The following is a 22024-nucleotide window of genomic DNA, read 5'->3' as shown; positions in this document are numbered from 1 at the left end:
ACGGCCTGCAAGAAAATGCATTTTCACACTTTGTCGCCTTGCTCAAGTTATTGAAAAAATCCTACAATGGCAAAGAGTCCCTAGATATTCCTTCACTCAGAGGCGACAGATTGCGTTACGAAGTCCACTCACCCACTTTAGTTCAATCCCCCTGGCAACGGGAAGTGGTCTACCACAGTGGCCATGCCTTTTTCTTAGCCCTCAGCCAGGCCATCACCGAGGCTCAGCACAGCATCGACATAGAAACCTATATTTTTGCTGACGACGGGATCGGGCGCCGAACCTTGCAACAGCTGCAGCTGGCCGCAAGCCGCGGTGTTCGCATTCGCCTTTTAGTGGACGGCATCGGGTCTTTTGATTGGCTTGAAAAACACTATTCCACATTGCCCAAAACAGGAATTGAACTGCGCGCTTTTAATCCTGTGCCCTGGCCATTTGCACGCACTTTCTACTCGGCCCTCACCAATCCGGGACGTTTTTTTAAACTGTGGTCCACCATTAACCGCCGCAATCATCGAAAAGTTTATATTTTTGATAACAAACGAATTTTCACTGGCAGCATGAATATTACTAGCGACAGTTTCCGCTGGCGGGAGTCGGCCATTGGGCTTGAAGTTTCTGGCCCCAATGACATCTTGGCCTCTTTTAGCCTCACCTGGTCAGAATCTTATCATGTACACAATTTTCAACAGTTTGTTAAAAAACGCCGCGAGCGCTGGCGAGTGAGAAATTCGGCTTTCGTCAGGACCAACTTGAATCGAAAATCTCGACTCAACAACATGAATGACCTCATTGACCGCATCGATAAGGCTAAAAAACAGGTGCTGATCACCAACCCCTATTTTGTACCCCCCACGCATTTACTTACAGCCCTTTGCCAGGCGGCTGAGCGCGGAGCCAAAGTGGTATTATTACTGCCAGAAAAAAGTGACGTGAAGATCGTAAAAATAGTGAGCCAATATTTTTACCCCCGCCTGCTTGCTGCCGGGGTCCGGATTTTTGAGTACCTGCCCACCGTTTTACATGCAAAAACGGCCATCATAGATGATTGGGCTGTTATCGGCTCTAGCAACCTGAATCACCGAAGTCTCTTTCATGACCTCGAGTTAGATGTCATCCCGGCGTCCGAAACCTCTTTGAAGTCCCTGCAAACTCAGTTTGAAAGTGATCTAAAGCTCTCTCATGAAATAGAAATGTCCAGCTTAAAAACAAAACGGTGGTGGCAATACATAATGCCCCGCTTGGTGCTTCTTATAAAAAATTGGATATAATAAATAAGCTTAAATAGGATACTATGGAATCAAGCCTCAGAGTGCTCACATACAACATGCATAAAGGACACACCACCGGTGGGCGGCGCTATGTCTTACAAGATATTCGAGATGCCATCAGGGCGTTAAGTGCAGACATTGTTTTTTTACAGGAAGTAAATGGCCGCCACCCCAATGTGATTATCGGCAACGGCGGCATAAATACCGATCACATGAGCCCCCTTGAGGCCATGGCCGATCAACTTTGGCCCTATCACAGCTATGGTAAGAATGCGGCCTACAGCAACGGCCACCATGGCAACGCAATCATGAGCAAATACCCCATTGTGTTTTCAGAAAACATCGACATATCAGCTGCCCCTTTTGCCAAAAGGGGTCTTCTGCATGCCGTTGTTCGTCCTCCTGAATGGAGCAATGACCTGCACTTGATCTGCGTTCACCTGGATCTCTTCGAAATGTCACGGCGCCAACAGTTGAAGATGATCATCGACCGCGTTAATGAACATGTGGACGCGCACTGTCCGCTCCTATTGGCGGGCGACTTTAATGATTGGTGGCAACGGGCCACGCCCACAATCCGGCAAGAACTCTCTCTCGATGAAGTGTTTCACTCGCTGATGGGTCGGCATATGCCCACGTTTCCAAGCTGGCTTCCTTTATTGCCTCTTGATCGCATTTATTTCCGCGGACTGTCGCCAATTCGAGGGCATAAGGTTGAAACATCTCCCTGGGCGCAACTGTCGGACCACATCCCTATTTTGGCTGAATTTAAACTTTAGTTGGCTCTAGTTAAGGCGAAGCTTAAATGACTCGGCCTTATGTTCTTTTTCTTTTTTCGGCTTCAAAGTGATCTCAAGATTGCCCGGCCCCTCTGGCGCTTCATGAAGTCGGAAATACTCGCCTACGGGCTCGACTTTTAGCTTCGACTCTTTCTCGCCGCGAATCCACTTGGCATGGACCGTGAACTCCTCAAGGTCAATGCGTGCTGCCTCGTTGCCCACCACGAAAAGCCGGAGCTCTTTGTCTTTAGGCTGCAGCCGAACGGTAAATAGTTTTCCCGATTGCTCCAACTGCTGGAAGCCTTTTCGATGCAACTCAGGAGGGGCGTCACCCTTTGGGTTTTGCGCACTCGCCGTGAATCCAACCACCGCAGAAACAAATAGGGCTAAAAATACACTTAAAAGGCGCATTAGAATCTCCTTTACGCTAAACAACAACGTATTCTAACACATTCGCTTGAGTGAAGCTACAACGGACGCTTTCTTACAAATTCTGTCACGAGAAGGGTTTATTTTCAACAGCCATTCCGATTGTTTATTAAAGAAACTTAAATAGTTGTTGGTCACCTGACGGCGCCGTCACAACACTCCTTGTTGCGATTTCGAATAGCGCTTGCCTTTTTTGAAACTCCCATCTCTACTATGAAAATCGCAAGGCGATTAAAGTTTTGGCCTTGGGGCAATTTGTCTCTTTCAATCACTGTCTGATGAGAAACTTTGCCCCAACTTTCTGGCGAAAACGAATTGAGGGGATTTTAAAAGTGGTACGCCGCTTGCTCTAGTATAGAACTGAACAAGACGTCCACAAACAAATACAAGAGGGGGAATACATGAAATTGTTCACAACAACACTGGCAGCACTAGCCATAGTCGCATCAAGTACTTTTGCCTGGGCATCTGATGACACAGTAAAAGAAAAAGAAGTGACCATCGGCATTAACGATGCGTTCATTCCTGGCGGCTTTGACTCTGAGTCAGACGCTTATGTGGTCGTCAACGGCTTGTTTCCAAATGGTTGCTACAGCTGGAACCGCGCTGATGTAACTAAAGACGTTGAGCCCAACATTCACGAAGTGCGTTCAGTAGCCACTGTTCGCCAAACTATGTGCATCATGGTGCTTGTGCCTTTCACTAAAGAATTGCACCTTGGCCAGCTAGATTCCGGTGACCACACCATTCGGTTTATGAATGGCGACGGTACTTTCATCGAGCGTACTCTTCACGTAGAAGAATAATTCTTTAAAAAAGTATTATAATTCTCGACAAAGGTCCGCTCAGGTTTCTACCTGGGCGGCCGTTTATGTAAAATGGTATCGGGGGAGGCCATTTTATGATTTCAATAAAAAATTGTTTCTACATATTAACTTCGATCTTTTTGCTCAGTGCATGTAGCCCTAGTGGCGATATTGTGAGATTTCGGCTGAACAGCACTGATCCCAAAGATCTCAATGACCAACAGCTCGAGCAACTCAACCTCGCTTTAGTCACTGAAAAATCCGGAGCCCATGCAAAGTCGGTGGATTTAAAAACAAAATCCATTAAACGCTGGCAACAGACCATCAATGGCATACCAGTGGCCAACTCTTATGTGCACTTAATTCAGAAAAATGGCACCATTGAATCAGCAACGGGGCAGCTGTTTCAAACCATGGATCAAAAAACCCAAAGTCGTTTAGATAAAATCACGCGACTTGTCCCTGAACTGATAGAACATGCCAAACGGCGAAACTCAGAAATTAACAACGCTAAAAAACTTTACCCACCTGAAATTGAATTGGTCGAAGACATGATGGGGCTCACCCCCGTTTTAGTCTTAAAGTATGTTAAGCAAGATGAATCTGACGTCATGGCAATGCATCTGTCTGACTCTGGCTATGTTTTAAGCCATAACTCCATTGGCTACCACTTGGTAAATGGGGTCGCGACCGTTTTTACTAACTCACCCGCAAGGTCGGACCTAGCTGAGGTGGTCTTGCGACAACTTCTTGGCGATGGCACTTTGACCTCTAGCCGACTGAAAGTGCGTTCAGCACTGAGTGCCGTAAAGAGCCCCACCAATGAATTTAAGTTTGCCACTACTGAGCCCTCATTTAATGAAGTGCAAACTTACTTTTTTATGAATCGAACACTAGATTGGTTTGGCACTGAATATGGCATCAACCTCCCCTTTCAATTGGATGTTAAAACTCATGTTGGCGGGCACACGCCCAGCAATGTGGCCTTCTACTATGACGGAAATATCCGCCTAGGGGACGGCGATAACTCGGTGTATAAAGATATTCCCCGTGATCCCACTATTGTGGCCCACGAAGTGGCGCATGCCTATATCGATGTCCTCTCGGGCCTTCCTAGCCAGGGTGAGGGCGGCTCCATGAACGAGGGTTTTGCTGACTTTTTCGCGGCAAATATGTTAAACACCCCTCGCATGGGTGAGTTTTCTTATTTGAAGCGAGATTTTAAGCGAACGCTAGACAACAATTTGTTGGCCTTTAAAGACTTTAACGGCGGCAAATATCACGATAGCACTATTGTCAGTGGCACCCTTTGGGAGATCCGAAATGCCCTTGGCCCCAATGCCACCGGGCATTTGGCCATCGACACACTGACAAACCTCGGTCCCGGGGGGCAATTTGTTGATTTTGCTCCGTCGATGCTGAAGGCTGTTGAGGCCGGTCATTCGGCTGCAGAGGTTCTTGCCGTTCGCCGCGTCTTGCAGAAACGGGGCTGGATTCAGTGATTAGAAAGTCCAAGTGGTGGTTCTTGGCGGGGCTGATCGCAGCCCTCGATATTTTTTCAAGTGCAGCACAAGCTCAACACCAAGCGCGACAGTGTGACCCCCAAACTATTGTGGGTCGCTGGCGCTATTATAAGTTTGTATATGAAGATCGAGTGCATCCTCCCCTCAGCCCGAACCTGGTAATGGAGTATGAATTTTACCCCAACGGCACAAACCGCCTGCACTGGACACGTACCGGAGAGCACAGCTATTGCGAGCGCCGAGGTATGTACATTTACCGCGATTGTTTTTTGATGGATAAAATCACCTGGATCAATCAGAAACAAAACACCCGCGAATGCGCCTCGGATCCCGACATGAAAGTGGGCCGAGAGACTATCACCGAGCTCGATTTTCAAGAGGGTGACTTAGTGTTGCACCTGCAGCTGGGCGATAAGCCTTTTCAATACATTTGGCAAAGAATGCCGGAAGAGTAGGTTTATTAGCTGTCCTTTTTGCTTGAAAGACCTGAAGCCATCTCATTCAGCGTGCTAAAAAAGTTTGATCTTCAGAATTTTTTGAAAGTTTTTAAAATCTTTGTCCAATGTAAAAATTGGCAATTTTAGTCTATTTGCTACAGAACAAATTAAAAAATCGGTATTTGACCCCTGAACTCCCTTCCTCTGGCATTGGTTGAAATATTCTGCCGCCAACTCGTAGTCTCGTTCGCTCAGCTCAATATCCGGAAAATACCGGAGATGATCTTTCAATTTGATAATAGATCTTTTTTCTTTAATGCCCGACAGGAGCTCCTGTCTAATGGCGCCAATAATTGCGACCTGGTTTTCAGAGATGATACGGGCAAACTTTTCAATAGCTACATGATTCTTTGAGTGGTTCTTTCGCAGAGCTTCGGACCAAATGCAGGTGTCGACTAATATCATTTTTTCGCTCGTTGCTTCTTGTAATTATACTCTGGATTAAACTCGAGCCCACCAAAAAGCTTCAGAATTTCTTTTTGTTTTTTGTTTCGAATATACTCCTGCAGTGCCACAGTGACGGCCTCTTTTTTTGTGGGATGGTTACCCACTTCTTTCGCCTTTTCTATCAACTCATCATCTAACGCTAAATTTGTAGGCATTTGCCGACCTCCACTTTTACACATTTTATCACACATCATTCTACACATCAAGATGGGGCCAACCCCGCCGGCCACATCTTCCTACATCGAGTTAACGTATTGAGATCATGGAGTTATTGGCCACTCTAAGGCCTTGCTTCGCAAGCATTGAATGGATTGGGTCAATGTATTACCCAAGCAATTAGATTTACCGAATTGCCTCAAATTGATATTTTTGCACAAACTTTAGAAACCTCTGTTCCTGGTGTACGGAGTTCCTGGTGAAGCTTTATTAAAACGAAAATGAAATGGGCAACAACACACCTGCAGCAGCCCCGGCGGCATTGGCCTGCATATCTTTTTGGTCAAAATACACGTCTTGCGTCTCTTTGATGGCGCCCACGAGAAGGGTCAGGGCGAGGGCTGCAGCACTGGCTTTAAACCGACTGGCCCCATTTTCACGGCTGGCCAAATAGATGCCGCTGCTGATCGCCGCCGAAGCACTGAGGTGCTTAACTTTGTCGTTTTCCATGGCCATTGTCATCGGCCCTTGAAACACCAAAATGGATGTGAGCAGGGAGCACCAGACTCTTCTTGTTATCGGCAAATATTTTGGCCCACGGGGATTCAGCGGTAATTTACACATGAGTGGCTAAGGTGCAACCGAGGGTCCAAAGAGACCAGCCTGAACGGCAGCTGATCCGATCTGCATATGGCTGGTGCCAGGACGACCTCAAAAATGTCACCCATATGTTAAGAAGCTAACCCTTCCGTAAAGGGCTGAAAGGGTGGGCAAAGGGCAGCCACTGAGTCAATAGCGCGATAGCAAGTGACCGTTGAGGCACCCTGTCTTTAAGGTTTCAACATAATAATATGGCTAGACTAACTACCGTGAATCAACTCCACCATTGGTTTACTTGATCCAACTCAAAATTTCCACCCTCTCAGAAGGTCAAGTTGCGTTAAAGGCGGAACATTGGCACCCTTCAAATCAGAATTGAATCGGGCACCTTCCGAGAAAGACCATCACTCGCCGACGCCTGCCCTAGTTTCGTCCAGTCCTAGCGCTACTCCCCGTTCTTTTAGTGTTGCCGTGCAACGCAAAAAGGAAAGGGATACCTTTTAATTGGCGCGCTGCAAATCAGTGAACCGGGTACCTTCCTACAAGATATTCAAGCAGTGTTTTGGCTACTTTCTCTTGGCCCCATACTGAGGGGTGAAAGCAGTCGTTGGCCACTTCTGAGTTTTCGAATTCGATCCTGGTGGTTTCTGCCACATACTCAATGCTCAAGCCATGGGAGTTTTGCCCGTACCTTTGCTGAATATCAGACACAGCTTGTTTCTGGGCCTCGATCATCGCTTCATAAACAGCCTGAAGTTTTGATATCGATTTGCTGTCGCTTGGCTTCACTGAGAATATGCCTCGACACATGCCCGGCAGGGCCACTTCTAGAATCTCTCGATTGAAGTTTTTGGTTTTGAACGACCCCTCAATGGATGAGTCCAAAATCCCTCGAGGGGGGCCTACCACCTGCACGTCGTCACCACTTACTTTCACTCCACCAAAAACTTTGTGATTTCGGATCTCACTGCAAAAAGCGCCTTCGCCTCGATAATTCACGGTTTTTAATAGCAGACTGGGCTTCGTCAAAAGCTGCAACACCTTTAACGAACCCAAATAGTAAATTCGGGTGCCGTTTTCACTGGGAGTGAGCGTCTCATAGACTTTTTCAAGATGAGAAAAAACAGTGTTATAATAATTATCGGCGGTGTCTTGAACAGACCGATTTAAAATATCATCCATACACATGTCATTGGCATTAAACGATAACAAAACCAGTTCAGGTAAAACTCCATTGTGTCTAGCCAGGCGCTCAAACTGAGGGTAAATGTCAGACACCCTTTGGCCGCTTTCTGCGGCCATTAAGATATTTTCAGGATTTATTCCGAGCGCCCGCCCGACCATGTAACCAAAACTATACTCTTCCACTTCGAAATTTTTCTTTTTTGCGATTTCAACATTTTTACTAATCCATCCCCCAACACCAGTAAAACGACCGGGATCTTGCTCCGGAAATAGCCGCACGGGAGCTAAAATGGGCTCCTCAATATGAAAAAAACCAGGATCCCTGTAGTATTCTATTTTTGGCTCCGAGGGGACAAAGATCGACACTCCCCGTAGGGCAAGTCGGCTCACATCCAAATCGATTTCTGGATTGGCCATACCAGCAGCAGACAAGCTATCACCAACAATTCCTAGTCGTGAGGTTTGAATGTATGCTTTCTGGAGCGACTCTGCATGCCCCGCCAAACCCAAAAATGGGCACCCCACGACAAATAAAGCCACCAAATGTCTTTTAAAATTCATTTTAATTCGCTTTCGTTAAACGGAAAGAACCAAACTGCAGGGGGCGTGCCAAAATAACGAAAAAGGTATCCCTTTACTTTTTGCTTTGCGCAGCGACATAAAAAATGTCGCTGCGCAAAGCAAAAAGTAAAGGGATACCTTTTTCGTTACTTCGGGGCTTTTATGCTGATGGCTGTGCAGGCGACTTGGGACATGATTTCGTCGTGGGCGGTCCCGAAGATTCGTTTTAGGCGATTCGGCTCATCGTAGTTGGCCAAGATGAGTAGATCGTACTCTATGGATGCGGCAACCAGTTGATCTACTTCGTTGTCGCCTTCACAGATCATGGTTTTGGCATCGATTCGGCAATATTTTGAGAATTTTTCTAAATATTCATTTTCGCGGGCGCGACCTTCTTCACTGAGTGGTGAGTCCACATATCTGCAAAATGTGATTTCGGCATCAAAGGCCCTGGCGTATTGCCTGGCCGTATCGATGACAAAACGATCGACATCGGTACCCTTCAACGCCACCAAAATTTTTCGGTAATAGCGCACCCCTCGGTCTCTCACCGTCACAAGATTGCACGAAAGGTGATCTTGTAACCATCCCATGGGATTATGAAACGTAAACGCACCTCGACCTTTTCCAGCCCACTCCACCACCAACCACTGACTGTGCAGCCTTTGGCTGATGTCGTTGATCGATTTAAAAAGATCATGGGTGACAATGGGGTCAAACGACATTTCTACATTTTCTTTTTCGGCCATGGCTAGCAGTCGTCGTCTGAGCGATCGAATCACTGGCGTGTCTTCATCTAAATCATCCAGAACTGTTTGCTCGGGCAACTCGGTAAGGTAAGCCACTTCCACTTTACCGCCCCCGGCTAACACCACTCCCAATTCTGTTAAAACTTCTGGGGTTTTTTCTTTACCAAAGAGGGCCACAACTACTGACGCGTCAACTGAAAGATCTACCACTTCTACATGGTGCCTCGGTTTTGGCGTTGCATCCACGTCGACTAAGTCTTTGCGTCGCCCTCGAAAACCTAGAACCCCTTTTCTGTCTGTGCGCAGCCTCGAAAAGGCCGCATACAAAATAAGTCCTGGCACAGATATTGAGACCACGGCCAACAGAACTGTCAACCCCATCGCCGCCATAATGGCAATGCCCGAAACAATCCCCACAAGTTGCATCCAAGGATACAGGGGCGACTTGTACTCGGGCTTGTACCACTGCACTCTTGTTTCACGTAAGACAATCACCACTACATTTTCTAAAAGAAACAAAAGAAGAATAAAGGCACTGGCAAATTTGGCAATGCCCTCTACATCCATCGTGAGAATGGCTGCGGCCACCACAAGTCCTGATAGCAAAATACTCCATATGGGCGTCATAAATCGCTCGTGCAAACGACCCAGCAAATCAGGCAACAGCTGGTCTCGACTCATTGCAAACGGAAACCGTGAGGCGGCTAACACTCCGGCATTCGCCATAGAGGTCATCGTCACCACACCGAGCACTGAAAACACCACGCCCAAAGACGATCCCCCCAGACGCTCTGCCAGTGAATAAATAGGCTTTAAATCACCGACAAAATCTTTTTGTGGAATATTTCCGGCCAATACAAAATTCACCACACTGTACAAGACCATAATGAGCAACAACGACAACAAGATACCGCGGGGAATGTTGCGACCCGGCTGCTTCACTTCTTCGGCCACAGCTGCAATTTTTGTAATCCCTGCGTAAGATACAAATACCAATGCGATAACGTAAATGAATTCACCCAAACCATTTGCGAAAAAAGGTTCCAATAGCTCTGGCCGCACGGAGAACGATGCACCCGTGGCCAAAATGAACAACCCTGTGATGCTTATGATCACTGACACCACAAGCACTCCCCCCACTTTACCCACTCCTAAAACATTTAAGGCCAAAATCACGACCAACAACCCCATGGCCGTCGGCAATAATGGCAAGGACGCTATCACCGACAAGTAGGCGCCAAACCCCACAAGGGCAAAGGCACTTTTTAACAGCATCACCAAATACACGCCCAGTCCCGCCACGGTTCCCGCGAGCGGGCCAAACGTTCGCTCAAGGTATATGTAGGTTCCACCTGACTCAGGCATGGCAGTGGCAAGCTCTGCCTTTGAAAGAGCCGCGGGTAAAACACTTAAACCCGCCACAAAAAACGCCAACCACGCCGATGATCCAGTATGTACAATGGCAATAGCAGGTAGGATAAAAAGACCACTTCCCAACGCAGAACTCGTACAAATCGAGATGACTGAACTCAACCCCAAACTGCGCTGCAACTTCTTCAAGATGGCCCCCTAAAGTAAGAAGTCGACTGGGCCCCACTTATGTCCCCCGAGAAAGCGCCCAAACCATCGAACCTACTTCATAACTCTGCCGGAAGGCAGTTTTTTTTTAATCAAAATAAACATTTGAAATAAATAGGAAAACTCAAGGCACCTTGACATCTTTAAATGCGAAACCAAGATAAGTTTGTAAGAAAATTAACGTCCTATGAGGAGGCGATAATATGAAAAAATCAATGACACCCAGTGTTTTCGGCAATGCCTTTCCCACGGCGTGGGATGATTTTGACCGCATGCTTGAAGGCTTTTTTGTTCCCACCACACGGTCGGAGTTTAAATTTAATCCTGCCGTCGATATTGAAGAGTTGCCTAATCAATACTTAGTCACTCTTGATATTCCTGGCCTCAACCGTGAAGACATCAAAGTAGAAGTGAAAGATAATACTTTGAGCATTTCTGGTGAGCGCAAGCGAGAAGAAAAAGAAGAGAAGCCGGGCTACACTCGCTATGAGCGCAGTCATGGCACTTTTGAACGGCGTTTCACTTTGCCAGAAACTGTGAGCGGCAAAGAAGTGTCTGCAAAATATGAAGACGGAGTTTTAAAGGTGACGCTACCGAAATCCTCTGAATCTCCCTCTCATTTTGTAGATATCAACTAAGGGCCGAGAGTTATCACAACGGTCAGGCGCAAAAGCTATCACAACCCCCACTTGAGCTGTTGGGGTTGTGATTAAATGTTATTGCGTTTAGCCATTAAGACGGCCATAAGTGGGACAACTTTTTCGCCCAGATTTGAGTCAAATTTAAAAGATTCGATTGAGAAAAGGCCGGGGCGTATCATCTGCGATGTGTTGGAGTCTTTTTGATTGAGAGTCTTTTAAAGGTGGCCTAAAGGTGGAATGGAGATGTTGACTTACTTATGGCCGCGGCCTCAGTGAGTCGATTGATCAAATATTTGAAGGTGTCCAATTACGCCACACCGAGTGCGCGAAGGCCTTGCACCAACATCACCGCCCCAACATAGCCTAATAAATTAAAGGCGACTACCTGGGCTATGGCCACCTTCCAAGAACCCAACTCTCTGACAGCTATCGCCGTTGTTGAAAGACACTGTAGGCTGACCATTACAAAAAATAGCAAGCCCACCACTGTAGCCACTGTAAAGATGGGATTTCCTGATCTGTTGGTGGCTTGTTGCATGCTTAGTATTAAAGAGTTCCGCACAGAATCCTCTTCTACATCATCACCAGGAACATTAAACATCACAGCCAACGACGAAACCAAAACTTCACGAGCGGCAAATGCCGTCAACAACCCCACACCCACACGCCAATCCACTCCCATGGGTTCAAACACAGGTTCAATCACGTGCCCCACTTGCCCCAGGTAGCTGGCCTGAAGCTGATTTTCTCCCAATTGATGAGAATCAACTCGAGGAAATGTAGTGCCCACCCAAATGAGCATGGCAAATAGAAAAATAATCGGACCCGCTTTTGTCACGTAAGACTTTGTGCGCATCATCGCATTACGAGCCACCACTCTCACAAGTGGGCGACGGTAGAGAGGAAGCTCCAACATAAAAAGGGAGCGGCCACTGGTTTTGATAAACCGATCAAGGACTGCGGCCACCAACGCTCCGACAACAACGGCTCCAATGTAGAGAAACGCCAGCGCCAATCCAGGGATCCAGGCCGCTTTTCCAAAAAATAAAAAACTTAAAAGCAAAGCATAAACCGGAAGCCGAGCCGAACAGGTCATCAGTGGTATAACAAATAGAGTGATCCAGCGCTCTTTTTTTGAACCAATGGTCCTTGCGGCCATCATAGCTGGTACGGCACAAGCAAAGCCCGATAGGAGCGGAACAAAAGAGCGACCATTTAATCCCAGTTTTGAAAAAGGCCGGTCAATGAGTGTGGCCGCCCGCGCCAAGTAGCCCGAGTCTTCAAGCAACCCGATGCCGAAAAACAAAATAAATATCTGCGGCACAAAAATCAAAAAAGCTCCAAAACTAGCCACCACACCATCGGCAAAAAAATCACCCCAAAGCCCCTGCCCCAACGAGGTTCGCACTTGTTCAGCTAAAAAGCTGGTGCCTTCATCAATGAGGTCCATAAACGGCGTGGCCAACCAAAAAATAGATGTGAACAAACCCGTCATTATGGCCAAAAAGATAAGGGGGCCGAAGTAACGGTTTAAAAACCACTGATCCAATTGAGCTGTCCGCAAAAGCAATGACGGCGCTGGAGACGGCCTAACGCCATTGCCTTTATTTTTTCGAACCAAGACCGACTCAGCCAGGGCCACACTGTCTTTCAATTTTTGCTCTCGCATGGAGGAATTCCAAGGCGACAACGTCTTTGGAGTCTCCTTTATTGACCCCTGTCGTCGCACCTCTTGCAGAAGCTCATCAACACCTCCGCCTAAAGTGCCATCAATCAAGACCACCGGACACTTGAGAGTTTCACCAAGTTGTTTTTGATTCAACTCTCCGCCGTCGGCGCGAACAAGATCCACCATGGTCACGGCCAGTATCACGTCAAAGCCCGCGTCAATCACCTGCTGGGCTAAATACAGATGCCGTGACAGTTGGGTGGCATCGACCACAACAATCACCTTCTCAATTTTTTCGATTTTTCCGCCAAAAAGAACATCAACGGTCACATGCTCATCGGGGCTCTTTGGAAACAAGCTGTAAGCCCCGGGAGTATCGATGAGCGTAACAGTGTCGCCATACCGAGATTGCGATCGCCCCACTGCATAATCCACTGTGGCGCCCGGATAGTTGACAGCTTTAAAACGGGCTCCAGTGAGCCAATTAAATAAGGTGGTTTTTCCCGAGTTTGGAGCCCCAACCAGCGCCGCTACGGGCGAATGTGGATCTTGATGCACTGAGCCTCCTCCTCACGCAAAGCAATAAAAAATCGACCAGCTAGCACCACCACTGGCCCTTTAAAGGGCATTTTGTGAATCACCTTCACCGGCATCCCTTGGTAAAGGCCCATTTCAGAAAATCGTTCCAGCTGCTGCGAGTCACCTGCGAAATTCTCGATGGTGGCCTCACTGCCGGGTGTGAGTGCTAATAAGTTCATGATTGGCGTAGAGATTTACCACAAGTACGGAGCAACTCTAAGAAATATCGTAGATACAAACTAAATGAGGACGCCCCAAAATAGGCATGGGGCCAGAGTGCACGGGGCGACAAATAGGCTTACTTTGCACCTACTACTTAGTGAATGGGAACCTCACAATAGGTCCCCATTGAAATCGACTAGGGCACGGCCAGTGTATCGGTAAGGTCTCCCTTTGCTTCTTGACAAGTGGTATCACATTTGATTACACTAATTTATGGGCCGATGGAAGCGCAACGGAGTCATTGTAATCATGTACGCCTATGACCATGATCCACGTCATGTACATATTTTTGAAGACGGTCAACGGATGTTGAAGTTTGACGTAGACACTTGGTCAGTTATGGAGGGCAAATTAACTCCAAAAGCAAAGAAGGCCCTAGAAATGTTGAGAAAAGAAGGTGTGCTATGAGAAGTCCTATTTTTAAGGATATACAGCCCAATTACCGCAAGAAGGCTTTTGAGATCACTCTCAAAGAAGGAAGGAAATCCAATAGCTACATACTACCCTTTACTGTCTTTGAAGACCACGAAATTGGCACTGAGAATCGCGTGACTAATATTCGGATTGAGAAAGACTTGGGCTCCCAAGGCGCCACTATCGAGCTTGAAGATGGCTCCCATTTTGATTTTCCAGCAGACTTGGTACTTTACCATTGTGACCCCTCCTATGATTGGGGCCCAATCAATCAACTAAAAACCTCCTTAAAGGACAAGTTAGCGGCAGCTCAGCTCTCTTCACGAGTGGTCGCAGATGCTCTTAAAACCTCCCCGGCTCAGGTTTTCCGTTTACTTGAGGAAAATAAAGCCTCGAAGCAACTAATCCAGCTCTTTCAACTGGCAGAACTTGCTGGGTATAAAGTGGAGTTTCGTTTAAAAAAGAAAAATCAGGCTTCGTAATTTAGCCGGCGGCAGCCCTCCTAGATGGCTTTTTAAACCTTCAAACCTTCTGTCTGGAGTGATCCCGGACTGCCATCGTATCTCAAAAAGTCAGACCTATTCTCTCAAAAAATGATTTTTTACGGTCTTCATTGGCAAAATATTTCATACGCACAAGAAAACCAAACAAATCGGACATCTCTGTGGCAGTGATGATGAAGCCTTTTCTCAGTTTTGGTATCAAAACAGCTGGGTTGTTCGGATGATGAATGCTCGAGATCACCTGAAACCCTTCGGCAACAACAACGTTCAAAACATGGCCGAGAATCTGTTCATAAAACGATTTGCCACGATATTCTTCTAATACAGCTGAGTTTCGCATGTAATAGGTGTCTGCAGCTTCTTGCTCCCCAACATGCCAACCAACAAGCTGATCTGACTGGTAGGCCAACACATGGAGAGAATAACGGCCATCTAAATTAGCCTGCAAAGTTTTTAGTCGCTCTTTTTCTAAATCACTATAAAAAGGGTCCGGAAATCTTGATCGGCGATGTTCAAACACTCTCTTGAAATGAGGTTGTACCATGCGCCAAAATTCAACTGAATCCACGGCTTTAAAGTTAAGCTGACTCACGTTTTCTCCAAAGAGGCCAGCTCCATCTACTGGCTTTAGGTAAATCTCTGTACTACGACAACACAGTATCAGAACCCCAGAGGCTTCTAATAAAAAGTATCTAGAGGTTTGCCGACTTAATCAACGTGCCATTGATTTTATGGTGCACTGTGACCTTCTGAGGGGGTGAGATTTTTTGATGAATATGAGCTGAGGCAACGGAAGATAATTAACGGTTTATTATGCCGGCCGATTTTTAAACAATATCTTTTGACTAGGTTATTCCTGTGATTCATCTACCCGTGTCGGTTTTAGCTGGGAGCCACTTACCCTTTGCACACAACGATCCCGCGAAATTAAAAACCTTAGCTCTCAAGCGCCGTTGACAGGATATGCGAACATCTTGACCCCTGTGACGGGATTGCCTCCGCTGCCGTCTTGAAACGTACATGTGCCCTGCAACCTATAGTCACCCTCGCCTTGATAAAAGCCAAAATTGGGAGAGTAAATGCACGACTCGTTGTTTTCGCAAAGTCCATCATCATCACCTTCAAAATCAAAAAGAATTTCTGTGGCATTCACTAAGAATGTATTGGCTGGGGCCTGCTCATCGGTCAATGTGTAATCACCGTCTACCGCTGGCGGACAGGTTTGGCCGGCCACAAAGGCCAAATTTGAATTGAGACCATCATAGCTTTTGTTTAAATAGTCGCTAGCTCCACTTTTAAGTCTCAAATCCCATATCTGACAATCACCGGCATTGCACTGGTCGGTGAGGTTTACCGAAGGGTAGACATAACCGCTACGCCCCCACACCCTAAAGATATTATCAAAGTTAAGCCAATCAGTTATAGACGCATACGCCGTTAAACTCACACCGCCATGAGCGTTGGTCGCATCGAAGGACACTTCACCAAAAAAGGAACTGGCCGGCGATAAGACCGTTCGCCGAACTCCATCACTGGCATCTGTCAGGTTGCAGGACGAATCTAAACCTGGGTTGGTACCACCCGAGGACGTGCAGGTGGGTGCGCCGGCCAATAAAATATTGTTTGTATACTTGTTGTTGTCGCTGGTGGTAGAAGTTATTCCTTCCCCGGGATCCGAAATAGCGATCTGAGAAAACGTTGAGCTATCCACGCTATTTAAATTCAATACCAGCGAACTGTGCCCGTAGCGCAAAAATTGATTTAATAAAATGTCCGCCTTTGACGAAGCATAAAAGCCGCGAAAATCATTGAACGATGTCAGGTGAGAGGCTGTACCTCCTGGAAAGTAGCGTAAGGCGTAACCCTTATTGCTCGAACTCAAAATACCAGAAACCGTGACGGGGCTCGACCCAATGAACTCAATGCCGCTATCGCCGTTATTGATATTGGTGATATTGACAAAAGAGTTCTCAGTTCCACCAGATACGTAGACACCCCGCTGGGCACTATTTGCAGTGCTGACATGGGCTACTTGGAACTGATTCGAACTGTTAAGTTCTATGCCATTTGATAAAGAATCGATTACCTTTGTATTAATGATTCGAAACCGGCTTGCATTGCTCACATAGATTGGCTGATTTCTAACTGCGGAATTGATTATCCGAAAATGGCTTCCTACAAAAACAGAAATCGATGGATTGGCTGTGCTCGACACATCGGCCTCTATCCAAAAATAGTTTTTACCAAAGGCGTGAAACACATAACTGGTTGCACCCCCCGTCAAAACGACGCCGGGTGCAGTGACTACGGCAACACCATCAGCGAGTTCATGGGTGTCATCGGTTCTATCAGCGGCCAAATAATAAATCGTACCAGGCGTTGACAGCGCCCCCGAACCCGGAGGTAACGGCTCTATAGGATTTGTCCACCAAGAGGAACTCATTAGTGTGGCAAATTCATCTTGACCGGGCTGCCCTACGATCAAATGGTTTTCAAACCACCCATCCCCGTCAAGCAGGTCTCGCAAGCCCTTAGCCAACCTTAACCCGGTAGAGTAAAATGTCACCGTGCCTGAATCTTGGCATATCCAATTGAATACACCCAATGAGTCTCGCGCCACATAGTTTCCACAACTCGCCAATGTGGGCACCTCAACTTTTCGTATTTCACCGCCGTGCAAACAGCCTAAAAAACCTGTCACTGCGCCACTGCAAGCCGTATTGGTACCACTGTAGGGGTCAAGCCCATCGTTATCTACATATGTATTCCAATTGCTGTTGCCAACATAGACTTCGCTCAAGCTCACAGCTTTTAGTGTATGGCTCGTAACGGCCAAAAGGGGCGACATCTCGCCTGTGGCCAAATCCAGCGAACAAATGGCAAAACTGTATTCTTGATCCGAAACTAATGCATCTAAAATAAACGAAGGTGAAGCTACGACAACTCCACCCGCACAAGACTCTGGTGCAACACTTCCCATGGCATAGGTGACCCTATAAGCGGACACGGTCGCACTAGGAGGCTGCCAGTTGAGTGCCAACCTGTCGATCCAAGTGTTAGTAACAACAAGGTTCACCGGTGGTTCCAGCGTTGCCGCGCCTGAACTGCTGATTTTTCCATGCATGCGATTATCGCCAAGCTGGCAAGACGCCAGCGCTGCTAAAAAGACCAGAAACACCGATATTGATTTTACCTTTGGTAACGTTCCATTTTTGTAGGGCGACATTTTGCCTCCATATTAAGCACTCCATTAAAATTGATATACTTAGTATCGTCTGATGCGGTGAATAACTTTAGTTATTTTTGCTGTACTGCTCGTTTTTTATGCATCAATTTGAGAATAGCTGCGCCATTGTTGTGGGTCGAAGCTTAAGCCCAATTGGGCGTCTCAAACAGCGACAGTTTTTATGAATTCACCGTAACTGTTGAATAGTGCTAGAGTATTTTTGAGTTTTACACCTTATTGTCTGGATTGAAGTGATGACTAAGACAGCCCGTCTAAAACAACTACGTGAGTTGCGAAGAATAGCAAGAACTCGCGGTGGTCGGTTATTAACAAAAGAGTATGCAAACGGTCGAACAAAGATGTTATGGCGGTGCGAGGCTCGTCATGAGTGGTTGGCGACACCAGAGAACATTAAGCAAGGCAGTTGGTGTAGGCGATGTTATTTTAAGCGTCGTGGTGAGGAGCTTCGAGGCGACATTACAATACAAAGGGCTCGGGCCAAGGCACATAAAGGGCTTTGTTTATCTAGAATCTACATCGATGCCCATACGATGCTTAAGTGGAAGTGTTTATGGGGTCACATGTTTTTTATGACCCCAGCCAATGTTAGCCAAGGCAAGTGGTGTCCCATCTGTCGAAGGCGAGAGGGGGCTTTAAAAAGAAAGGCCACAGTCAAGGAGATCAGAAAGCTTGCCAAAGATCACAATGCCAAGCTTTTATCAAAGTCCTACGAGCATATAGACGCGCCACTTGATTGGCAGTGTTTAAAGTGTAAGTGCAAGTGGCAAAGAAGTCTTCACAATGCCAAGCGAACGAAATGGTGTCCTCGGTGTTTAAAAGAACACCAAGCTCAGTTGAAAGCTCCATCGAGTCGTCGAAGAAAGGTTGTTCGCAAGAGTGATAAGTGGTGGCGTTGAGAAGATAAAAATGATCTCCTTGTTGATGCTCGACTAAAAACAAACAACAAGGAGACCACCAAATGATTGAGCAAATATTGTCTTTAAAAGTGGGCGCAAGTCTATCAGAAAATGAATTTACTTTAGACGAGCTACTCTTAGCGTCAAAAGAGTTATTTGAGCGCGAGGGTATACCCGGGTTTTTGCAGGTGTTGTTAAGGCTACTTGACGACATGGTCTACAAGAAAGTGCTGGGGGTGGGTCGCCACGACTGTTGCAAGAAGTCACATCTTGTTGTCACAAGACGAGAAGAAAAAAAGACGGTTCGAACGGGTGTGGGTACAGTGACGGTGCTATGGACCCGGCTCAAATGCAAAAGCTGCCATAAGACGACGATCCCACTGAGAACTTTTTTAGGACTCGATCGGTATCAGAAAAAATCCGTAGAGTTAGAGAAGACTGTTGTGGAGCTTCTCAGTGAGCAGAGCTATCGTCGAGGTGAGGTTCACTTAAAAAGCATTGGATCGATTGAGATCCCCCACACGACTCTTCATCGGTGGGTTATGGCAAGTTGTTGTGACGAAATCCCTCTTAAGGGCCGCTGTGATACGTTAGTTGCCGATGGCACTGGTTATAAGAAAAAGCCAGAGTACGAGTCGAATCGCGGAGAGGTGAAGGTTGTAGTTGGTGTGGATCGAGATGGAGGCGTCCGTCCATATGGCGCTTGGACAGATGAGAGTTGGCAAAGCATTGGGCAAATGATCAAAGCCGCTAACCATCCTAATGAGCGAGTAAAATTTAAAGCCATAGCTAATGTGCTGGTCTCAGATGGCGAGGCCGGACTGATACATGGTCTTAAGAAGTTGACGCTCGATCATCAACGATGTCACTGGCACATCGTAAAGGATATCTATCAGCCTTTACGCATAGAAGGAGGTGCTTCAATAGAAGAAACAAGATCGTTCCAGGGTGAATTAGCTGCAGCGATTGAATTACATATACCTGAAGAAGACTTCGATCAGGTCAGCGCAGAGGAAAAGCTAGGTCTTGAGAAAAAAATTTGGATGGCAGAAAAAGGCGTTCAAGACTTAATCGATGAATTAATTACGAAGGGTTACGGAGATGCCGCGAGGTACTTGATACGAGCCAAAAAAGGGATGTTTGCTTACTTACGCACGTGGCTTCATATGGGATTAAAGAATCCCCGAGTGAGTTCAATGATAGAGAGAATGATGCGCGAAATCGGCCGCCGCATAAAAAAGATCGGGTTCGGTTGGAGTAAAAAAGGCGCCGAAAAGATGACAAAAATCATCATAAAACGCATAACAAGTGCCGGCGAGTGGGAAGAATATTGGAAAAACCGACTTAATATTACAGGAAATGTCAGACTAACGTTTTTGGGCTGCGAAATAATGGAACCGTCCTAAGGAAATGGAACGTTACCTTACCTTTCTACGTGCCACTCTTTGCTCCGGAGATTACATGGCACCGCCTGAGGCCCCTTTGACTTTTTCGATATCGATAGAAATATTTTTTAGCTGTTGTTTTTGTTCGGGCGTGAATTGGCTTGCAAAACCTTGGGGGTCAGCTAGCGCTTGATCTAGTAGTTCTTGCATTTTCTTGGGATCGCCGTTGGCTTTTTTTGCTAAATCCTGAAAAATCTTGCCGGATAGATTGTAAATCTGATCGAGGTTTTCTTCGCTGCCAGCGAGATCTTTTGCCCTTTGGTGGGCTTCTCGCGACTGCGAAGTTTCGGCGGCCGCTTTTTCTCTTTGCGATTTTGTATTTAATAGGTCCACGGTTTGCTCTAGAGCTCGTTCAGAATGCTCATCGAGCTGCTGGGCCCAGCAGGGCGCTGCCAGAAAGTAAACGACCACGCTCAGAATTTTAAGATTTCTCATAACCCACCCCTCTCATTTTATAGTACCTTAGGGTGGCCCCTCCGACCAGAGAAGAAACCTATTCCGTCTTATTTTGATACGATTAGGTTTTTTGCTGAAAAAGAGATTTAGTACAAAGCGGTATCTAATAAAGCACGAGATACAGCATGGAATTAACAGGGTGACAAAATCGCTGGAAAGTTAAGACCTGACACAATTGTCTTAAAATAAGACGCTTAAGCTTTTTGTCTGACGCTTATAGGATTTGCAAAGCCAAATGCTCCCTCGCGCACACAGACAGAGGCCAATGGGAAGCGCCCAATGCCCTGCTATCTCTTCTTTTTGACCAAATAGATCACCATCATAAAGACGATGCCGCCAAGAACAATCCATAAAATCTGTTCGCGATCGGGCGCCTTCTTTTTTAGCATTAGCTCACCACCATCCACGGCAAACACATTTTCTTTGGGCAACGGGCCTAGATCAATGTGCCCAGCGTTCATGAGCTGCTCGTTAACCCATGTTTCCCATTGCTCGTTAGCAATAATGGGCAGATCCGACGGGGCTGTGCCTGAGAGAATTTTCAATGCGTACTGAGCGGCTTTGTCACCGTGTTCTTTTGGAACCTTGGCCATTCCATACACTGTAAATGGCATCATCCAAGAATGGTTGGTGACCGAAAGAATGCGAGTGGTCTTCATGATTTCACTATCGATTTTATCTGGGTCCCAATCGTTTATGCCGGCCTTTGAGCCCACCACAATGAAATCATATTTTTGTTGGGCCTCATTGTAAATTTTCAGCCAATCTTCAGTGGTGGACACAAGGGCTTTATCCAAAATAACATTCACCGTTGGTGCGGCTTCTTCAAACCGATCTAGGTTTTTCGTCTCGGTGAGGGTGTCAGCACCGATGTAAATGGCCCGATTTCCTCCCGTAATGGATTTAGCCTTCTCCAGCATTTCTTTGACCGGAGCAATCTCAATGATGCCGGTTACGTTTTTAAAGGGAAATCCATACTCTTCTGCCGACCAATTCACACCACAAAAGACAAAAGGCGTTTTGGCATCTTTAAAATAGGGAACAATCACCTCTTTGGCTGCAATATCATCGGAGACAATCACCACATCGGGCTTCCAGGATTCCACCAACTCTTTGGACTTTTTGGCTTGTTCTAAAATAAATTTTTCATCGGCATTTCTTTTGGTGTCCATATCAAATTGCTTGAATTCGCACTGATCTCCAAGGGCTTCGCGAACCCCACGCTCCACTCCATCAGACCACGCATACCCCTGATGATAAGAGCTGATGTAAAGACATCGAGGTTTCGCCGCATGCCCGACTGATGCAAACCCCAACACTATGGCTATATTCAACACCCACTGGACTTTCATTTAAAAACCTCTCTTTATA

Annotated in this window: 22 protein-coding genes; 10 read left to right on the top strand and 12 right to left on the bottom strand. The window is 46.6% G+C overall.

Annotated elements, in window-relative coordinates:
• The first annotated feature begins 110 nt into the window (after positions 1 to 110).
• Together H6626_02270 and H6626_02265 are read left to right on the top strand one after the other, a co-directional pair.
• Positions 111 to 1271, top strand: a complete 1161-nt coding sequence (locus H6626_02270) for a phosphatidylserine/phosphatidylglycerophosphate/cardiolipin synthase family protein (protein USN47938.1) — start codon at positions 111 to 113, stop codon at positions 1269 to 1271.
• A 23-nt stretch (positions 1272 to 1294) separates the two neighbouring features.
• Positions 1295 to 2050 (top strand): endonuclease/exonuclease/phosphatase family protein, encoded by a 756-nt coding sequence (locus H6626_02265; GenBank protein ID USN47937.1) that lies wholly within the window; start codon positions 1295 to 1297, stop codon positions 2048 to 2050.
• Between the two features lie 6 nt (positions 2051 to 2056).
• On the opposite strand, the gene H6626_02260 is transcribed toward H6626_02265, so the two are convergent.
• The gene (locus H6626_02260) at positions 2057 to 2461 is read right to left on the bottom strand and encodes a hypothetical protein (GenBank protein USN47936.1); all 405 of its coding nucleotides are present in this window, start codon (positions 2459 to 2461) and stop codon (positions 2057 to 2059) included.
• Positions 2462 to 2880: 419 nt separating this feature from the next.
• Here H6626_02260 and H6626_02255 point away from each other — a divergent pair, with 419 nt between their 5' ends.
• The 3 genes from H6626_02255 to H6626_02245 all read left to right on the top strand — a co-directional run bounded on the left by H6626_02255 (position 2881) and on the right by H6626_02245 (position 5263).
• Complete coding sequence (locus tag H6626_02255; GenBank protein ID USN47935.1) at positions 2881 to 3285, top strand: hypothetical protein; 405 nt, start codon at positions 2881 to 2883, stop codon at positions 3283 to 3285.
• Positions 3286 to 3380: 95 nt separating this feature from the next.
• A complete protein-coding gene (locus H6626_02250) occupies positions 3381 to 4787 on the top strand; it encodes a hypothetical protein (protein USN47934.1) in 1407 nt (468 codons plus the stop codon).
• Complete coding sequence (locus tag H6626_02245; GenBank protein USN47933.1) at positions 4784 to 5263, top strand: hypothetical protein; 480 nt, start codon at positions 4784 to 4786, stop codon at positions 5261 to 5263. Before H6626_02250 ends, H6626_02245 begins: the two co-directional genes overlap by 4 nt.
• Before the next feature lie 54 nt (positions 5264 to 5317).
• Here H6626_02245 and H6626_02240 read toward each other — a convergent pair whose 3' ends face one another.
• The 5 genes from H6626_02240 to H6626_02220 all read right to left on the bottom strand — a co-directional run bounded on the left by H6626_02240 (position 5318) and on the right by H6626_02220 (position 10563).
• Positions 5318 to 5710, bottom strand: a complete 393-nt coding sequence (locus H6626_02240) for a PIN domain-containing protein (GenBank protein USN47932.1) — start codon at positions 5708 to 5710, stop codon at positions 5318 to 5320.
• The gene (locus H6626_02235; GenBank protein ID USN47931.1) at positions 5707 to 5907 is read right to left on the bottom strand and encodes a type II toxin-antitoxin system VapB family antitoxin; all 201 of its coding nucleotides are present in this window, start codon (positions 5905 to 5907) and stop codon (positions 5707 to 5709) included. Before H6626_02235 ends, H6626_02240 begins: the two co-directional genes overlap by 4 nt.
• 271 nt (positions 5908 to 6178) lie before the next feature.
• A complete protein-coding gene (locus H6626_02230) occupies positions 6179 to 6418 on the bottom strand; it encodes a hypothetical protein (protein ID USN47930.1) in 240 nt (79 codons plus the stop codon).
• Positions 6419 to 7027: 609 nt separating this feature from the next.
• On the bottom strand, positions 7028 to 8254 hold the full coding sequence (locus H6626_02225) for a hypothetical protein (protein ID USN47929.1): 1227 nt from the start codon (positions 8252 to 8254) through the stop codon (positions 7028 to 7030).
• A 146-nt stretch (positions 8255 to 8400) separates the two neighbouring features.
• Positions 8401 to 10563, bottom strand: coding sequence for an amino acid permease (locus H6626_02220; protein USN47928.1), 2163 nt, complete (start codon positions 10561 to 10563; stop codon positions 8401 to 8403).
• Positions 10564 to 10784: 221 nt separating this feature from the next.
• On the opposite strand from H6626_02220, the gene H6626_02215 reads away from it, so the two are divergent.
• A complete protein-coding gene (locus H6626_02215; protein ID USN47927.1) occupies positions 10785 to 11219 on the top strand; it encodes an Hsp20/alpha crystallin family protein in 435 nt (144 codons plus the stop codon).
• 310 nt (positions 11220 to 11529) lie between these two features.
• On the opposite strand, the gene H6626_02210 is transcribed toward H6626_02215, so the two are convergent.
• The gene (locus H6626_02210; protein USN47926.1) at positions 11530 to 13449 is read right to left on the bottom strand and encodes a ferrous iron transporter B; all 1920 of its coding nucleotides are present in this window, start codon (positions 13447 to 13449) and stop codon (positions 11530 to 11532) included.
• Positions 13422 to 13649, bottom strand: a complete 228-nt coding sequence (locus H6626_02205; protein USN47925.1) for a ferrous iron transport protein A — start codon at positions 13647 to 13649, stop codon at positions 13422 to 13424. Before H6626_02205 ends, H6626_02210 begins: the two co-directional genes overlap by 28 nt.
• A 256-nt stretch (positions 13650 to 13905) precedes the next feature.
• Between H6626_02205 and H6626_02200 the strand changes: the two genes are divergently transcribed.
• Positions 13906 to 14100, top strand: coding sequence for a DUF4160 domain-containing protein (locus H6626_02200; protein ID USN47924.1), 195 nt, complete (start codon positions 13906 to 13908; stop codon positions 14098 to 14100).
• On the top strand, positions 14097 to 14588 hold the full coding sequence (locus H6626_02195) for a hypothetical protein (GenBank protein ID USN47923.1): 492 nt from the start codon (positions 14097 to 14099) through the stop codon (positions 14586 to 14588). Before H6626_02200 ends, H6626_02195 begins: the two co-directional genes overlap by 4 nt.
• Positions 14589 to 14670: 82 nt before the next feature.
• On the opposite strand, the gene H6626_02190 is transcribed toward H6626_02195, so the two are convergent.
• Together H6626_02190 and H6626_02185 are read right to left on the bottom strand one after the other, a co-directional pair.
• On the bottom strand, positions 14671 to 15201 hold the full coding sequence (locus tag H6626_02190) for a GNAT family N-acetyltransferase (protein ID USN47922.1): 531 nt from the start codon (positions 15199 to 15201) through the stop codon (positions 14671 to 14673).
• Between the two features lie 351 nt (positions 15202 to 15552).
• Positions 15553 to 17835 (bottom strand): right-handed parallel beta-helix repeat-containing protein, encoded by a 2283-nt coding sequence (locus H6626_02185; protein ID USN47921.1) that lies wholly within the window; start codon positions 17833 to 17835, stop codon positions 15553 to 15555.
• A gap of 254 nt (positions 17836 to 18089) precedes the next feature.
• Between H6626_02185 and H6626_02180 the strand changes: the two genes are divergently transcribed.
• On the top strand, positions 18090 to 18752 hold the full coding sequence (locus tag H6626_02180; protein USN47920.1) for a hypothetical protein: 663 nt from the start codon (positions 18090 to 18092) through the stop codon (positions 18750 to 18752).
• Between the two features lie 62 nt (positions 18753 to 18814).
• Complete coding sequence (locus tag H6626_02175) at positions 18815 to 20158, top strand: hypothetical protein (GenBank protein ID USN47919.1); 1344 nt, start codon at positions 18815 to 18817, stop codon at positions 20156 to 20158.
• A gap of 51 nt (positions 20159 to 20209) precedes the next feature.
• Here the strand turns inward: H6626_02175 and H6626_02170 are convergent, their stop codons facing one another.
• The gene (locus H6626_02170; protein USN47918.1) at positions 20210 to 20632 is read right to left on the bottom strand and encodes a hypothetical protein; all 423 of its coding nucleotides are present in this window, start codon (positions 20630 to 20632) and stop codon (positions 20210 to 20212) included.
• A 308-nt stretch (positions 20633 to 20940) separates the two neighbouring features.
• Positions 20941 to 22005, bottom strand: coding sequence for a hypothetical protein (locus H6626_02165; protein USN47917.1), 1065 nt, complete (start codon positions 22003 to 22005; stop codon positions 20941 to 20943).
• Positions 22006 to 22024 lie beyond the last annotated feature (19 nt).

This window comes from Pseudobdellovibrionaceae bacterium, assembly GCA_023898385.1.
In the GTDB taxonomy this organism is placed as follows: Bacteria; Bdellovibrionota; Bdellovibrionia; order Bdellovibrionales; family UBA1609.
This window is presented reverse-complemented; position numbering and strand designations above follow the sequence as displayed.

Excerpts from the sequence above, each read along its gene's own strand:
- H6626_02260 (USN47936.1), bottom strand. The coding sequence starts at position 2,461 with ATGCGCCTTTTAAGTGTATTTTTAGCCCTATTTGTTTCTGCGGTGGTT.
- H6626_02250 (USN47934.1), top strand. The coding sequence starts at position 3,381 with ATGATTTCAATAAAAAATTGTTTCTACATATTAACTTCGATCTTTTTG.
- H6626_02170 (USN47918.1), bottom strand. The coding sequence starts at position 20,632 with ATGAGAAATCTTAAAATTCTGAGCGTGGTCGTTTACTTTCTGGCAGCG.
- H6626_02180 (USN47920.1), top strand. The coding sequence starts at position 18,090 with ATGACTAAGACAGCCCGTCTAAAACAACTACGTGAGTTGCGAAGAATA.
- H6626_02215 (USN47927.1), top strand. The coding sequence starts at position 10,785 with ATGAAAAAATCAATGACACCCAGTGTTTTCGGCAATGCCTTTCCCACG.
- H6626_02200 (USN47924.1), top strand. The coding sequence starts at position 13,906 with ATGGGCCGATGGAAGCGCAACGGAGTCATTGTAATCATGTACGCCTAT.
- H6626_02265 (USN47937.1), top strand. The coding sequence starts at position 1,295 with ATGGAATCAAGCCTCAGAGTGCTCACATACAACATGCATAAAGGACAC.
- H6626_02185 (USN47921.1), bottom strand. The coding sequence starts at position 17,835 with ATGTCGCCCTACAAAAATGGAACGTTACCAAAGGTAAAATCAATATCG.
- H6626_02175 (USN47919.1), top strand. The coding sequence starts at position 18,815 with ATGATTGAGCAAATATTGTCTTTAAAAGTGGGCGCAAGTCTATCAGAA.
- H6626_02195 (USN47923.1), top strand. The coding sequence starts at position 14,097 with ATGAGAAGTCCTATTTTTAAGGATATACAGCCCAATTACCGCAAGAAG.
- H6626_02235 (USN47931.1), bottom strand. The coding sequence starts at position 5,907 with ATGCCTACAAATTTAGCGTTAGATGATGAGTTGATAGAAAAGGCGAAA.
- H6626_02240 (USN47932.1), bottom strand. The coding sequence starts at position 5,710 with ATGATATTAGTCGACACCTGCATTTGGTCCGAAGCTCTGCGAAAGAAC.
- H6626_02230 (USN47930.1), bottom strand. The coding sequence starts at position 6,418 with ATGGAAAACGACAAAGTTAAGCACCTCAGTGCTTCGGCGGCGATCAGC.
- H6626_02225 (USN47929.1), bottom strand. The coding sequence starts at position 8,254 with ATGAATTTTAAAAGACATTTGGTGGCTTTATTTGTCGTGGGGTGCCCA.
- H6626_02165 (USN47917.1), bottom strand. The coding sequence starts at position 22,005 with ATGAAAGTCCAGTGGGTGTTGAATATAGCCATAGTGTTGGGGTTTGCA.
- H6626_02205 (USN47925.1), bottom strand. The coding sequence starts at position 13,649 with ATGAACTTATTAGCACTCACACCCGGCAGTGAGGCCACCATCGAGAAT.
- H6626_02255 (USN47935.1), top strand. The coding sequence starts at position 2,881 with ATGAAATTGTTCACAACAACACTGGCAGCACTAGCCATAGTCGCATCA.